We start from the raw sequence: 14830 nt of genomic DNA on the forward strand, positions 1-14830 counted from the left end.
TTTTACTTCACCTTGAAATAATAGAAAGCGTATTTTATGATAAATTTTGGCTTAATTGGTAGAATAAATAAGAAGTCTTGAGCCAGGGGGATACATAATATGGAACAATCCATAAATAAAACTGACAGCCCGCCTTATGGGATTATTGCGGTTTTGATGATTGGTGCTTTTATTGCTTTTTTAAATAATACATTATTAAATGTCGCGCTGCCTTCAATCATGAAGGACCTAAATGTGGACACATCGACAGTACAGTGGCTGACGACTGGATTTATGCTGGTAAATGGAATCATGATCCCTGCTACAGCCTTCTTAATTCAAAAATATAGTGTACGCCGTTTATTTTTAGTCGCCATGGGATTATTTACAGTTGGTACACTTATAGCCGGAATCGCCCATGCATTTCCTTTATTATTATCAGCGCGAATGGTGCAGGCCACAGGTTCTGCCATTATGATGCCGCTGTTAATGAATGTGATGCTGGTAAGCTTTCCTATTGAAAAAAGGGGAGCGGCGATGGGGGTTTTTGGATTAATCCTCATGTTTGCCCCTGCTATTGGTCCAACCTTATCTGGCTGGATTATTGAACATTATGATTGGAGAATGCTGTTTCATTTCGTATCACCAATCGCTGCACTTATTCTGATCATAGGCTTTTGGAAGCTTAAAGATAAAAAGGAGAAAGTGGATATTACCCTTGATTTCTTTTCCCTCTTGCTTTCGAGCATTGGTTTTGGAGGGCTGCTTTATGGTTTCAGTTCTGCTGGTAATAGAGGGTGGGGCAGCCCGCATGTTTATTTGACGATCATCATCGGAGTTGTTTCATTGGTTTGGTTTATCCTGCGCCAATTAAGGCAAGAGCAGCCAATGCTGAATTTCAGAGTTTTTAAATATAATATGTTTGCTTTATCATCTGCCATTTCGATGATTGTCAATATTGCAATGTTTTCAGGTTTCCTCCTGCTGCCTATATATGTACAGACCATACGCGGGATTTCTCCCATGGATGCAGGACTAATGCTGCTGCCAGGGGCGCTAGTGAATGCATTCATGTCTCCTGTTACCGGAAGATTATTTGACAAAATTGGCGGCCGGATATTAGCGATTACAGGTTTGTTCATCACAACGGGTACTACTTATTTATTCAGCATGTTATCCTTTGAAACCACCTATATGTATATGGTTATTTTACACGCCGTTCGTATGTTTGGAATGTCGATGGTGTTTATGCCTGTGTCGACCAATGGATTGAATCAATTACCGCCGCGTTTTTATCCTCACGGTACAGCGATGAACAATACTATGCAGCAGGTATCCGCGGCCATCGGTACAGGTTTATTAATTACAGTTATGTCTAATCGTTCAGAATCGTATGGAAAAGACCTTGCAGCAGACGCCATGGTAAAAATGTCCGGGCAGCCAACAGAAGCTGCGATGGCGGAAATACAGCAGCAAATTGAATTGGAAGCCATGTTAGAAGGCATTAATTATACCTTCTTTGTTTCAGCTATCATTATTGGCGCGGCCTTGGTTCTTGCGTTCTTTATTAAACGAGCCAAACCAGCAGAAGATCAACAGGACGAGACTCCTTCTAGTAAGCAGGCAGTAAATAAATTAGCCAAGGCATAACGACTCGAAAGGGAAATCGTACCTATGATGATTTCTCTTTTTTTTTATTTGGGGTATTCCTAGAATTGTCCTAAATTTAAAAAATGGGAATATAGTTTAGTACGGTTAAGAAATTATTAACGGGAGGGAAAAATCTTAAAAGGCTATTGTTAAAACAGGGGTGCTTGAAAATTCCTGTCAAATTGTAAGCGATTACAAGGATGTAGTGGAAATGGGGGGCTGTAATTGAACATCTTATTATGCTGTGCAGCAGGAATGTCCACCAGTCTTTTGGTGGCGAAGATGGAAACTGCTGCAAAAGCAGAAGGAATTGAAGCGAAAATATGGGCAGTGAGTGCAAATGAGGTCAATAACCACCTGGACGCAGCAGATGTATTACTTGTCGGTCCGCAGGTGCGTTATTTGCTGCCTCAATTAAAGAAAAAAGGACTAGAAAAAGGGATTCCTGTTGATGCGATTAACCCTGTACATTATGGAATGTGCAATGGTGCGGAGGTCTTAAAGTTTGCGAGAAATTTAATAGGTTCATAATTTCACATAGGGGTGAATAGATATGGCCAAATTTACTCAAGTACTTGAAGAAAAGTTTATGCCGATTGCAGGAAAGATTGCTGGTCAGAAACACTTGCAGGCACTGCGTGATGGAATTATCTTAACGATGCCGCTTATTATTATTGGATCTATTTTCTTAATTATTGGATTCTTACCGTTTAAAGGGTATCCAGAATTTATGGCAAGTTTATTTGGCGACGCTTGGCTGACTAAACTGCTATATCCAGTAACCGCTACCTTTGATATTATGGCGCTTATTGCGGGATTTGGGATTGCCTATCGATTGGCAGAGCATTACAAAGTAGACGCGTTAAATGCAGGAGCAATTTCTGTTGCGGCATTTGTTCTTGCCACACCATACTTTACGATGTTTACACCAGAGGGGGCCAGCGAAGCAGTTCAAGTTGGCGGGGTATTGCCAATAGCATTACTAGGAAGCAAAGGGTTGTTTGTTGCTATGATCCTTGCGATGTTTTCAACTGAACTTTATCGATTTATTATTCAAAAAAATATCGTTATCAAAATGCCTGATGGCGTACCTCCAAGTGTTAGTAAATCTTTTATCGCTTTATTTCCGGCCTTTATTGTTATTTTAGTAGTTTGGCTGATTCGTTTATTGATAGAAAACACATCCTTTGAAACCTTGCACAATGTAGTTGGTCAGCTGTTGCAGGAACCGCTGGGTGCTCTTGGAGGATCGTTAATTGGTGCATTAATTGCCGTATTCTTTGTCCAATTATTATGGTCAACAGGATTGCATGGTGCAAGCATTGTCGGCGGGGTAATGGGACCAATCTGGCTGGCAGCTACGGATGCGAACAGGCTGGCACTAACAGCTGGTGATGTATTGCCGAACGTTGTTACACAGCAATTTTTTGATATTTTCATTTATATGGGTGGTTCCGGTGCCACTTTTACATTTGCCTTAATGATGCTCTTTATGGCAAGAAGTCAGCATTCCAAGACGTTAGGCAGACTAGCGATTGGCCCGGGAATCTTTAATATCAATGAACCAATCACTTTTGGGGCGCCAATCGTCGCCAACCCGCTACTCATCGTTCCATTTATTCTAGCACCACTTGCCCTGACCATTACCACCTATATTGGCATGAGCACAGGCTTTGCACCAAAGACTGCAGGAGTTGCTGTACCGTGGACTACACCTCCAATTATCGGCGGTTACCTGGCAACAGGCGGAAACATCAGAGGTGCCCTAATGCAGTTAATTAATTTAGCAGTCTCCTTTGCCATCTACTATCCATTCTTTAGAATGTGGGATAAACAAAACTACAAAGTTGAACAAGGTGCTGATAAATAGGCTGTGTTAAAGCTAAATTCATTTTAGCACTCTGTTGATTTTTGCGGAAGGCACGTAGACTCCTGCGGGAGGACGGGGCAGGGGAGACCCCGCAGGCGCTTAAGCGCTGAGGAGGCTCCCCGGACCGCCCGCGGAAAGCGAAGTGCCTGGAGCACAAATCAACAGACACTTTTAACACAGCCAAAAATAAAAAAGAATACAAGGGAGCTTGCCAGGAGGCAGGCTCTTGGCATTGTATGGAGGAGGGTTCCATGAATAAAGAAGAATTATATAACCTGTCATTTCAATTAATTTTGCATAGTGGAAATGCCCGAAGTCTTGCTATGGAAGCTATTTTTGCAGCCAAAGAAAAGAACTTTACCGACGCATTTGAAAAGCTTGCTGAAGCTGACATTGAAATCACTTCAGCACACGTGTTCCAAACACAATTGATTCATGCCGAGGCAGCCGGAGAATCATTTGAAATTCCGATTATTCTGATTCACGCCCAAGATCATTTAATGACCGCTATGACATTGAAGGATTTAGCAAGAGAGATGGTCGAAATTCGTCAAGAATTGAACAAAGGATAACGAGGGGGAAGGATTTGTGCAAAAGTCTATTAAAATCACAACCATCGGCGGTGGTTCAAGTTATACACCTGAGCTCGTCGAAGGTTTTATTAAAAGGTACGATGAACTTCCATTGCGGGAGCTATGGCTTGTAGACGTGGAGGAAGGAAAGGAAAAACTAGAGATTGTCGGAAATCTAGCAAAACGAATGTTTCAAAAAGCTGGACTTCCTGTTCAGGTTCACCTGACTTTGGATAGACGGAAAGCATTAGCAGGTGCTGATTTTGTTACCACGCAATTTCGCGTCGGCTTACTGGAAGCAAGGGCAAAAGATGAACGGATTCCTTTAAAATATGGTGTCCTTGGGCAAGAAACGAATGGTCCTGGGGGTCTATTTAAAGCACTTAGGACAATTCCTGTTATTTTGGATATTGTAAAAGATATGAAAGAGCTATGCCCAGATGCCTGGCTGGTTAATTTTACGAATCCAGCTGGAATGGTAACAGAAGCGATTCTCAGGTACAGTGATCACCGTAAAGTAGTAGGTTTATGTAATGTACCAATCGGTATGGAAATGGGAATAGCAAAGCTGTTAAACGTAGAACATTCACGTGTACGTATTGATTTCGCGGGGTTAAATCATATGGTTTACGGCCTAGACGTTTTCGTTGACGGTGTAAGTGTAAAGAAACAGGTCATCGAATTTGTAACAAACCCTGAGAATTCTAGCTTTGTTAAGAATGTGCAAGGTCAAGGTTGGGAGTCGGAATTCATCCGCGCATTAGGGGTACTCCCATGCCCATATCATAATTATTACTACAAGACTCGTGAAATGGTAGAGAAAGACATCAAAAATGCAGAAACTGTTGGCACAAGAGCGGAAGTGGTAAAGAAATTAGAAGATGATCTATTTGAACTTTATAAAGATCCAAATCTTTCTATTAAACCGCCGCAGCTCGAGAAACGGGGCGGAGCTTATTATAGTGATGCGGCTGTTAGGTTAATTTCATCTATCTATAATGACAAGTGTGACATTCAGCCTGTTAATACGATGAATAATGGCTCGATTGCCAGTATTCCTGATGATAGTGCTGCCGAAGTCAGCTGTATTATTACAAAAGAAGGTCCGAAACCTCTTGTCATGGGTGACCTTCCTGTACCCGTCCGCGGTCTTGTTCAACAAATTAAGTCATTTGAACGTGTTGCTTGTGAAGCAGCGGTAACGGGTGACTATAATCTAGCGGTTCTTGCTTTAACGATAAATCCGCTTGTTGCATCGGATACTATAGCTAAAAAAATCGTAGACGAGATGTTAGAAGCGCATAAGAAGTATTTACCTCAATTTTTTCAAAAATGAAGAAGGGAGGGGGACTTGATTGATTAAGCTGATTGTGAATGCAGATGATTTTGGATATTCTAGAGGAGTAAATTATGGAATTATTGATGCGCATCAATATGGAATCGTTAATTCCACAACGATGATGATGAATATGCCTGGTGTCAATCATGCAGTAGAACTGGCGAAAGAACATCCTGCACTAAAGCTTGGGATTCATCTTGTTCTAACATGCGGAAAACCTTTGCGGTCAGACGTTCCAACCCTAGTGGATGAGCAGGGGAATTTTAAAAAACTAAAAGATTTTATTAAAGATAATAACATTTCCTTAATGGAACTGGAAAGAGAATGGACCGCACAAATTGACCGGTTTTTAGATTATGGACTGACAGCCACCCATTTTGACAGTCATCATCATGTCCACAGTATTCCAGAATTCTTACCAGTGATTCAAAGGCTGTCCAGAAAGTACAATTTACCTGTGAGGCGAATATCCGAACAGCCTGTTGAAGGGGTGCCGACATTTACAGACTGCTTTTTTCATGACTTTTATGGTGAGGGTGTAACCCAGGATTATTTCAATGAGTTATCTCAGCGCGATGTAGATCATCAAACCGTCGAAGTAATGTGCCATCCAGGTTACCTGGATTTTGAAGTATTAAACGGCTCGTCATATGCTGCCGACAGAGTAAAGGAGACAAGTATTCTAATCTCCGTTACTTTGCCGAATAATATTAGATTAGTATAAAATATGAACAGCCATCGTTTGATGGCTGTTTGCTATTATGCCTATTTTAATTAACAATGGTTGTTAAACTGTTTGATTTGTCCGCGGATTTCTCCTTCAGGATTTTGGACTGTATGGGCATTGACATATGTTTTACCATCTCTCATAAGTTCTATTAAATCTGAAAGTGATTGTCCCATCAGGGGACCAACAAGATCATCTGCTGTAATGATTCCTTCAACGACTCCTTTTTTTACACTTATACTAGGGTCAGCTGGTCCAAATAGAAAGACGACAACAGGACCGTTTACACCCCTTCTCCCTATATGAATATGAGCCTGAGTAAAATTATCAAGATTATTTACAGTTAGGCGATATCCAATCCTTCTTTCATCTCTGCTAACTTTAAATTTTGCAAACCCAAAAGCATCTGTTCGAACAGGTGGGACCTCCTCGGAACCTTCTAATATCGCAAAAAACAGTTGATTATTTTCCATATATATCCTCCAGAAAAACTAAATTTATGTATTATATTATCTAGAGGATTAATTGCTTGTACGAATGTCCTAAGGAGTTGAAACGATTGCCTCTCCATCATAATTTTTTTCGTCCATGGGCATGGCATGTTAAGAATAATCAGACAGACCCGGTTTACATTACTGCCATTTCTTTATTTATGAGCGCCTGGTTAATGCCAATCTTTTTCGCAGTATCTGGAATCAATTCGTACTACGCTCTACAGAAGAGAACGGGTAGCCAATATATGATGGAAAGGCTTGCGCGACTAGGGATTCCTCTATTATTTGGGGTCATGGTTCTAACTCCTCCGCAAATCTATATGGAGCGGGTCAGTCATGGGCAGTTTACCGGATCGTTTTTTAACTGGTATCCACACTATTTTGATGGAGTTTATCTCGATATCGGCGGGTCAGGAAATTTTGCTTTTGTGGGATTACATTTATGGTATCTTTTGGTGCTGCTCGTCTTTAGTTTCATTACCCTGCCTGTGTTTATGAGAAAGAAACCTTCCGTAACAAAAGAATTAAAACCATTCCGGTGAAGCCAATTTAGCATTCGCAGCGGAAAATATCTGCCGTGTATTAAAAATAAAATGATTGAACATGCTGTCGAGTAATTTCGGCAGTTTTTATATAGAAAAATCGCGAATCCATATAGTGAAAATAGATAAGTTTGTTAAAATGAAATTATTTAGGAGGAATGTACGATGAATAGATGCGGCTGGGTAAATCAGGATCCACTTTATATTGATTATCATGATCATGAATGGGGCGTACCTGTGTATGATGATCGATTGCTATTTGAATATTTGAACTTAGAGGGGGCGCAGGCTGGGCTAAGCTGGTATACCATATTAAAAAAGAGAGAAAATTATCGCAAGGCATTTGACCATTTTGACCCCAATATCATCATTTCCTACGATGAAAAGAAAATCGAAGAACTTTTACAGAATGAAGGAATTGTACGAAATAAACTCAAAGTCAATGCTGTCATTACAAATGCGAAGGCATTTATGAAGGTGAAGGAAGAATTCGGTTCCTTTAGCGAGTATATTTGGTCTTTTGTAGACGGGAAGCCGATTATCCATCACTTTAAAGATTTATCAGAAGTTCCAGCTACGACGGAAATAAGTGATAAGTTAAGTAAGGATTTAAAAAAACGCGGTTTTAAATTTGTTGGATCAACGATTTGTTATGCCTTTATGCAAGCGACAGGAATGGTAAATGATCATTTAGAATCATGTATTTGCTTCCATAAAAATACATAAATCAAACTGTTCTTTATATTGAATGGACTGAATGAATTTAACATTAATTTCATTAATAAACGAATTTAACCCTTTACTCTGCTGATATCATATATTATGCTGTTCTTAATAAGGAACACACAAAAGAACTTTTTTCCAATTGAATTGAAACCAATTTGGATGAAGACCGTCTAATATGATGAATCCAATTTCAGGAAATTTTCCAAAGGAATTTGCAGGAATTTTGTGTCGGATAACGGAATAGATTAGAAGAATGAGAGCGGAAACCTTTTTCTGAATATTCGGAAGCGCTTCATGAGGAATGACGAGATTTGGGGAAAAGAGGAGAAGTAATAAATGTCTATACGGACCTGGGCGATTTCATTCATATTAGTTGGCAGTTTAATAGGGTTAGCAGGATGTGCGGAGAAAACAAACGGTAACGAAGCTGAGCTGGAGCACAAAGTAACAGAACTCGAAAAGAAGCTAGAAGAGCAAAAAGCTGCAGAAGAAGCGGCAAGAAAAGCAGCGGAAGAAGCAGAAGCAAAACGAAAAGCTGAGGAAGAAGCTAAAAAACCCAAAGTGGTTAATGTAGTCGATCCAAATACAAAAAACATTATTAAAAGCCTTATTCCAGTCGATATGGGATTTGGAACAGATAATGAAAAATATAAGCAGGAGCTTGAGAATTGGGCTAAGGAGTTAGCAAGAGGAACAGATACCACTCCTGGTTATGACTCGAAAATGGTCCTTGATAAAATTGATGCCAATGGGCAGGTCATTAAAGGGCAACCAAGAGTCATTCTTGAAGAAGCAGAACTAGTGAATAAAATTATCGAGGCGTCAGTCAAGGGAGGAGATGTTTTTCTTCCTATTTATGTGACCGAAAGCGGCTATAAACCTGAGGATGCTGCCCATTTATCTGAAGTGGTCGTGGCGACATATACGACAAAATTTAATCCTAGTATAACAGGAAGAAATAAAAACATTGAATTGTCTGCACAGGCGATTGATAATGTGATTGTTGGTACAGGAGATATTTTCTCTTTTAACCATACCGTTGGACCGAGTGACGAAGCACATGGATACCAGCCTGCCCAAGAAATCGTTAATAAGCAATTGGTCATGGGAATTGGCGGTGGTATTTGTCAAACCTCCTCTACCTTGTTTAATGCAGTTGACCAATTAGCTATCGAATATGTGGAATGGCACCATCATTCCTTGACAGTGGGTTACGTACCTGTAGGGCGGGACGCAACGGTTTCATATGGCGGTAAAGATTTTCAATTTAAAAATACAGCGGGTGTGCCGCTATTGATTAAGGCCATTTATAATCCGAATGGCACCTTAACCGTTGAGATGAGAACCTCTGCAGCCTATCAATCCTTACTTCAAAAGAGATAAGGATTAACTAGAGAAAGGCACCATTAAAAAATTGATGGTGTCTTTTCACTGTAAAAAGGTATCAGCCCTGTCCAAAAATAACGTAATGAATAGTTTATCCTGAGAGTAGAATCTGTCAGGAGATGATTTTTTAATGCACAATATGAATAACATGGAGCCAAGTGAACTGTGTCAGGAGTTCGCTAGAATACTTGGTGCAACACCTTCGGTAATCAATGGGGTATGTACAGCAACGAGGTCCAGAACGAATATCCATCCTGTGGTTTTAGGACGTCGGGCTGAGTCTTTTATGTTTGTTCCACAGGCATTTTCTTTTGAGAATATAGGCAGAGATGGCAGAGCATTATGTCTGGGAGAAACCGTTATTCTTCAGGATGAGATTAATCCTTTTATAACAAGACTGCGCGAGGATGGGATTATTGTAACTGCTCTGCACAACCACTGGCTTTTTGACGAGCCTCGTTTGATGTATATTCACTTTGAATCGATTGATGAGCCACTAGACTTTGCTAGAAAGGTCGCAGATGCACTAGAGGTACTGACCACAAGGAACATGGGGCGTTCAAGCAGAGCTCGACAGGCAACGAATAGAAGGGCAGAGGAACTGTGCGAGGAGTTTCACGATATTCTCGGAGGCATGGGTACGTTCGAAGATGGTGTTTGTATGGTGATGAATTCCCGGACTAATATCATGGCGCGTATATTGGGGAGGAGAACCAAATCGTTTCTAGCTTTACCGCAAATGTTTGTGTTTGAATCGCTTACCTCGGACGGACGGGCTCTTTGCAGCGGTGAAACAGTCATACTCCAAGAAGAACTGAACCCATTTATCAGCATTCTTCGTGAACATAATATTATCGTAACTGCATTCCACAATCACTGGCTTTTTGAGAATCCAAGACTTATGTACATCCACTTTGAAAAAATCGACCGGCCGCTCGATTTTGCAAGGGATGTCAGGGACGCATTATCTGTTCTAACAGAAAGAGAAATCCGACCTACTAATTCATAACATGAAAAACCACGATGATCGTTCCCAATCATCGTGGTTTTTCGATTATTATTCTAAGCCTTCAATCGTAATTTCTTTCGCAGGCAGGAAGTCTTCATCCGTATCTAAATAGGTGACATTTACTTTATCTCCCTCTTTAAGATAAATGATCATTGGTTCTTTTTCAGAAGAAATGATATAACTTTTCTTATTGTCTAGAAGAAATGACACGACAGTGAAGTCCCCAGATTTTTCTTTATAAACACGGAGAACCGTACCGGTTATCTGTTTTTCGTCCGCCTTCGAACTGCCATCCACTGAACCGCCGCCACGCTGGAGCGCGGTTTTATATTGTTTAAGAGCTTCGTTCGGAGTAACCCCAAACACTGAAATTTCGGGATTAGCAGCAGAAACGATAAAGTAATTCTGCAAGAATCCATTCGAATCCAACACTGGTGTCAGCCAGCTTGCTTCACCGTAGAAGTTATAAATGACAGGCATTTCACCATGCCATTTCTTTTCAATAAATTTCTTTTCAATTATTTGCAGGGCACCTTGTGAATCCATATAAGACTCTTCAGGGTTACCTGTATAATACGTGGCTTCCCCTGTACGCGAGTTGGTCAAGGAGTAACCGAGCATGGAGTCGACTCCTTCTTTTGGACTTGTGAAGTCAGTGAAATAATACATAACTCCTTTTTCATCAAAAATCGGACTTACATTAGCTTCGGTTCCTTCATCAGAAGGAAGTTTTACGTCTGATTTTCCAAAAAGACTATTCCAAAATCCGTGTACATAATTACCGAAATAGCTATTTTGCAAGCTGACAATTTCAGGTGATACGGCTCCATCAATAAACTCGGGAACATTGGCTAACGGATAGGACTTTGTAACTCCATTTTTTGAATCAACTACGACTAAACCCTTAACGTCAAAGCCATTTCGAGCAGAAACATATTCACCGTAAGAGCGGATGTAATAGGGTTTTCCTTCATCATCAATTTCTAATTGAACATCACCGTAGAAAATATGTTTCGGAAACTGCATACGAATATGTCGTTCAACATCTTTATTAAAATAGGAAGAAGGTGTATAAATCATTTCTGATTTAATGAATTTCGGATTCGCAGAAGAATCGGTCGCACTTAAGGTAAAATAACCAGGTGTTTCCTTTCCTTTCCACCATTTGAAAAATCCAGAAAACTCAACAGGTGCAATATAGACATAATCTCCATTTACTTTTTGTATTTGAAGATTCCCCAGCTCGTAATAGCTGGTATTTGGTACTTGCCCAAAAGCTTTTTTCATTTTATTTCGGGCAAACTCTGGCGGAACACTAGCAGGTGTTTCTTTTTCATCAAAAGTCTTAATTTCCACTTTTTGGTCCATCTTGGCGATCTCATATTTTTCATCTGCGTTAAAAAGAAAGGCCGTGAGAAAGTAAATTCCAAGGATCAGACTTGCTGCAAAGAGCAGTGCTTTCACTTTCCTTTCCATTCCAGCAGAAATGAGTGCACCTAATGCCGTAATCATAATTGCAAGAACCCATAAAGAAGATAGGTTTCGATCATAATTCGTAAAATAGTAGTAAGCAAAAACAGAAGGAATCAAAATAACGATTAAAGCAATAATTGCCCCCGGAATTAGCCTTCCAGCTCCGTTAGAGCTCTTCTTATTACTTTTCGGGCCAGTGGATTTATCATCCCTATAAATCGGTATAAGAACAAGAGCAGACACAATAGCAACAATCAAGGAAAACAAAAACATATTCCCCATAACCAATTCCCCTTTATAATCTAATCTTTTTGACTTGAGTCTATTTATATACGAGTATATAGGAAAAAAGTTTCAATAATTCCCTAATTAGAAGTGGTCAACTCTGAATAATCTTGGTTTTAAAGCAAAAAATACCAATGCTTCTATAGAAAATAACAAAAAGCTCCCTCGGTTTAAAGGGAGCTTGTACATTATTGAGGCTTTTTGTTTTCTTCGTTTGAACTTCTTACATCTTGTCTGACTGGAGTCAGCTCTTCTGAAGCTTCTGTTTGGTATTGTAATGGCCTTGTTTGCTGTTGTCCGCCTTGGTCTTTGATGACATTATTTGCAACATATTTATGGAACATATATTCAAATAATGCAACACCAAGTGCAGCAATTAAAGACATTGAAAAATGATTGTCTCCGTAGGTCAGGCTTTCGCTCATTAACCATATAATGACGAAAGCTAAGCCAAAATCGGCAATGGTTGCTACAGTATTATTGGTTCTTGGTAAAATCAGCAAATCTCCGATTAGATAAGCTGCGACACCAAGAACAAGTGTGATAAGAAAGATGTTGCCAAATGACATGTCATAAAGTAAACCGAGGATAAGCGACAAAAGGACAAGACTTGAAACAAACTTAATGGCTAATGCTTTTACGTGTTTCATTCTTTCCACCTCCTTTGAAAATTATTGTGTATAATTATTTCAATTATTATTCATAAAGTCATTTCCAGCAGTTTTTGAAGGCAGTAATCAAAAGCGCCAGGCACCGCTCAAAATTGTACTGCACCCCAAAAGTTAGAGTAAAATCTAAACTTTGGGGTGTTTCTTTATGACTAAATATAGTGAAAAATTTAAGTTAATGTTAGTGAGAGAGTATCAAGAAGGGAAATTGGGATATAAGCTTTTAGCTGAGAAGTATGGTATGAAAGACAGCACGCCAATTAAGAGATGGGTTAAAATTCACGAGAAATTCGGAGCTGAAGGGTTAATAAAGAAGAACCATAAGGAAACTTATTCTACTAATTTTAAGTTAGATGTATTAAGATACATGGAGAGAACAGGTTCTTCAGAAATGGCTACAGCCCTTCATTTTGGGATAACCAACCATTCTGCCATAGGTCCATGGAAGAAAGCTTATTTGGAAGGTGGTGCTGAAGCCCTGGAAAAACCGAAAGGACGGCCTCCCATGTCTAATAAAGCAAAGAACAAAAAAAGTAAAAAAACTCTAGAAAAAAAGGAATTGACGAACGAACAAAAGTTAGAAAGAGAAAACGAACTTCTTCGTTTAGAGGTAGCATACTTAAAAAAGTTACGAGCTTTTCAGATGGATCCGGAGGGCTATCTACAAAAGCACAAGCAGCGTTATCCTTCGAACTCAAAGAATCCTTCAAACTAAAAGATGTTTTACAAATAGTTGGCATTCCTGAATCCTCCTACTATTATCATATAAAAATGATGAATAAAGAGAATCCAGACCAAGAGTTGGAGGAACTTATTCAATCCATTTTCGAAGAACATAATGGGAATTATGGTTATCGACGTATTCAATTAGAATTAGAAAACCGTGGGTATGAAGTGAATCATAAGAAGGTGCAACGCATCATGAATATGCTTGGGCTCAAGGGAGATAAATTCAGATTAAAATCACGCTAGTACAGTTCTTACAAGGGTACAACTGGAACTGTTGCCAAGAACCTTATCAATCGTCGTTTTCAAACAAATGTGTGTCATCAAAAACTAACAACAGATATTACAGAATTCAAGTGTTCAGACGGTATAAAACCGTATTTAAATCCAATTATGGATATGTTCAATGGTGAAATTCTTTCTTTTGGGATAGGAATGCGTCCAACTTTAGAATTAGCTCTCACCCCCTTGAGGAAGCACTAGAAATAGTAAAAGATTCAAAGTTTAGAACGACTGTACATTCTGATCAAGGGTGGCATTATCAACATAATAAATGGGTGAAGACTCTAAGGAATACAAGGTGTTCCAGAGTATGTCGCGTAAAGGAAACTGTTTAGATAATTCGCCAATGGAGAACTTTTTCGGATTACTGAAACAAGAAATGTATTATGGGGAAGCACTGTGCTCCTATGAGGAATTAAAAAAGAGAATTGAAGAATATATCAGTTATTATAATAACAAGCGTATAAAGCAAAAATTGGCAGGCATGAGCCCGGTTCAATACCGGGTCCATACTAGCCAATTAGCAGCTTAATATAAAACTCTAACTTTTGGGGGTCACATCATTGGTGGTGCCTGGCACTCTTTTTTCTGCTATCATTTGGATTTTGTACATACAGTCATTGTTATCAAATCTTGTTCCGATGAATATAATCAATCAAATTCTTTTAAAACTGGGTACTAATTATGACATCGGGAGGGAATGAAATTTGGAGAGGTTAAGATTGAATCAGATGAAGACATTTGTAGAATTGGATCTTAACGGCAGACATGACAGTATTCCACAATTCTTTTTTTATACAGAAGATCTAAGATGGCTAATTCAGCAAGCTGAAAAAGCTGAGAATTTTGAACGAACGTTAAGAACGATTGTAGAAGATACAACTGGCAAAGACTCCAGTGAACTAATTGAAATGGCAAGGAAGGTTTTAAGAGATTAGAGGGTTGGTGCGAATTAGGGGATTACACATAAACAAAACATGCATAAAGAGACACCGCTCCAGTAACCTTGAACTATAACCCGATTAATGGACACTAAATAAAAAGTGCCCCTTAATCGGGTTTTTCTATGTCCCCTGAATTAAAACCCGTTTATAATAAAAGA

General features: G+C 39.4%; 17 protein-coding genes. 14 read left to right on the forward strand and 3 right to left on the reverse strand.

All coding sequences use genetic code 11. From position 1 onward, the window contains the following. The first annotated feature begins 99 nt into the window (after positions 1–99). The 6 genes from ACIQAA_RS23620 (at position 100) to chbG (ending at position 6134) form a co-directional block, all read left to right on the forward strand. The gene (locus tag ACIQAA_RS23620; protein WP_402624445.1) at positions 100–1629 is read left to right on the forward strand and encodes a DHA2 family efflux MFS transporter permease subunit; all 1530 of its coding nucleotides are present in this window, start codon (positions 100–102) and stop codon (positions 1627–1629) included. A 225-nt stretch (positions 1630–1854) separates the two neighbouring features. Continuing rightward, positions 1855–2160, forward strand: a complete 306-nt coding sequence (locus tag ACIQAA_RS23625; RefSeq protein ID WP_307300814.1) for a PTS sugar transporter subunit IIB — start codon at positions 1855–1857, stop codon at positions 2158–2160. A gap of 22 nt (positions 2161–2182) precedes the next feature. After that, complete coding sequence (celB, locus tag ACIQAA_RS23630; RefSeq protein WP_402624449.1) at positions 2183–3499, forward strand: PTS cellobiose transporter subunit IIC; 1317 nt, start codon at positions 2183–2185, stop codon at positions 3497–3499. Positions 3500–3750: 251 nt separating this feature from the next. After that, on the forward strand, positions 3751–4071 hold the full coding sequence (locus ACIQAA_RS23635) for a PTS lactose/cellobiose transporter subunit IIA (protein WP_402624452.1): 321 nt from the start codon (positions 3751–3753) through the stop codon (positions 4069–4071). Positions 4072–4087: 16 nt separating this feature from the next. Then, positions 4088–5407 (forward strand): 6-phospho-beta-glucosidase, encoded by a 1320-nt coding sequence (locus ACIQAA_RS23640; protein ID WP_402624454.1) that lies wholly within the window; start codon positions 4088–4090, stop codon positions 5405–5407. A gap of 19 nt (positions 5408–5426) precedes the next feature. Further along, positions 5427–6134, forward strand: coding sequence for a chitin disaccharide deacetylase (chbG, locus tag ACIQAA_RS23645; RefSeq protein ID WP_402624456.1), 708 nt, complete (start codon positions 5427–5429; stop codon positions 6132–6134). Between the two features lie 50 nt (positions 6135–6184). On the opposite strand, the gene ACIQAA_RS23650 is transcribed toward chbG, so the two are convergent. Further along, positions 6185–6595 carry a CHRD domain-containing protein gene (locus ACIQAA_RS23650; RefSeq protein WP_402624501.1) on the reverse strand — a complete coding sequence of 137 codons (411 nt, stop codon included), beginning with the start codon at positions 6593–6595 and terminating at the stop codon, positions 6185–6187. A gap of 101 nt (positions 6596–6696) precedes the next feature. Between ACIQAA_RS23650 and ACIQAA_RS23655 the strand changes: the two genes are divergently transcribed. The 4 genes from ACIQAA_RS23655 (at position 6697) to ACIQAA_RS23670 (ending at position 10294) form a co-directional block, all read left to right on the forward strand. Continuing rightward, positions 6697–7173: an acyltransferase family protein gene (locus ACIQAA_RS23655; protein WP_402624458.1), complete on the forward strand. Its 477-nt coding sequence runs from the start codon at positions 6697–6699 to the stop codon at positions 7171–7173. A 165-nt stretch (positions 7174–7338) separates the two neighbouring features. Further along, a complete protein-coding gene (locus ACIQAA_RS23660) occupies positions 7339–7899 on the forward strand; it encodes a DNA-3-methyladenine glycosylase I (RefSeq protein WP_402624461.1) in 561 nt (186 codons plus the stop codon). 336 nt (positions 7900–8235) lie between these two features. Next, positions 8236–9282 carry a VanW family protein gene (locus tag ACIQAA_RS23665; protein WP_402624464.1) on the forward strand — a complete coding sequence of 349 codons (1047 nt, stop codon included), beginning with the start codon at positions 8236–8238 and terminating at the stop codon, positions 9280–9282. A 133-nt stretch (positions 9283–9415) separates the two neighbouring features. Next, a complete protein-coding gene (locus tag ACIQAA_RS23670) occupies positions 9416–10294 on the forward strand; it encodes a DUF1259 domain-containing protein (protein ID WP_402624465.1) in 879 nt (292 codons plus the stop codon). 48 nt (positions 10295–10342) lie between these two features. Here ACIQAA_RS23670 and ACIQAA_RS23675 read toward each other — a convergent pair whose 3' ends face one another. Both ACIQAA_RS23675 and ACIQAA_RS23680 read right to left on the reverse strand, forming a co-directional pair. Continuing rightward, positions 10343–12049, reverse strand: coding sequence for a hypothetical protein (locus ACIQAA_RS23675; protein WP_402624468.1), 1707 nt, complete (start codon positions 12047–12049; stop codon positions 10343–10345). 191 nt (positions 12050–12240) lie between these two features. Continuing rightward, positions 12241–12702 (reverse strand): YndM family protein, encoded by a 462-nt coding sequence (locus ACIQAA_RS23680; protein WP_402624470.1) that lies wholly within the window; start codon positions 12700–12702, stop codon positions 12241–12243. Positions 12703–12868: 166 nt separating this feature from the next. Between ACIQAA_RS23680 and ACIQAA_RS23685 the strand changes: the two genes are divergently transcribed. From ACIQAA_RS23685 to ACIQAA_RS23700, 4 genes are all read left to right on the forward strand, one after another. Beyond that, positions 12869–13435: a helix-turn-helix domain-containing protein gene (locus ACIQAA_RS23685; RefSeq protein WP_402624473.1), complete on the forward strand. Its 567-nt coding sequence runs from the start codon at positions 12869–12871 to the stop codon at positions 13433–13435. A 59-nt stretch (positions 13436–13494) separates the two neighbouring features. Continuing rightward, entirely contained in the window at positions 13495–13692 is a 198-nt protein-coding gene (locus tag ACIQAA_RS23690; protein WP_402624504.1) for an IS3 family transposase, read from the forward strand. Positions 13693–14038: 346 nt separating this feature from the next. Next, positions 14039–14260, forward strand: coding sequence for an IS3 family transposase (locus tag ACIQAA_RS23695; RefSeq protein WP_402624475.1), 222 nt, complete (start codon positions 14039–14041; stop codon positions 14258–14260). A 175-nt stretch (positions 14261–14435) separates the two neighbouring features. Next, positions 14436–14666 (forward strand): hypothetical protein, encoded by a 231-nt coding sequence (locus tag ACIQAA_RS23700; protein WP_402624477.1) that lies wholly within the window; start codon positions 14436–14438, stop codon positions 14664–14666. Positions 14667–14830 lie beyond the last annotated feature (164 nt).

The sequence above is a fragment of the Neobacillus sp. NPDC093182 genome (assembly GCF_044754045.1).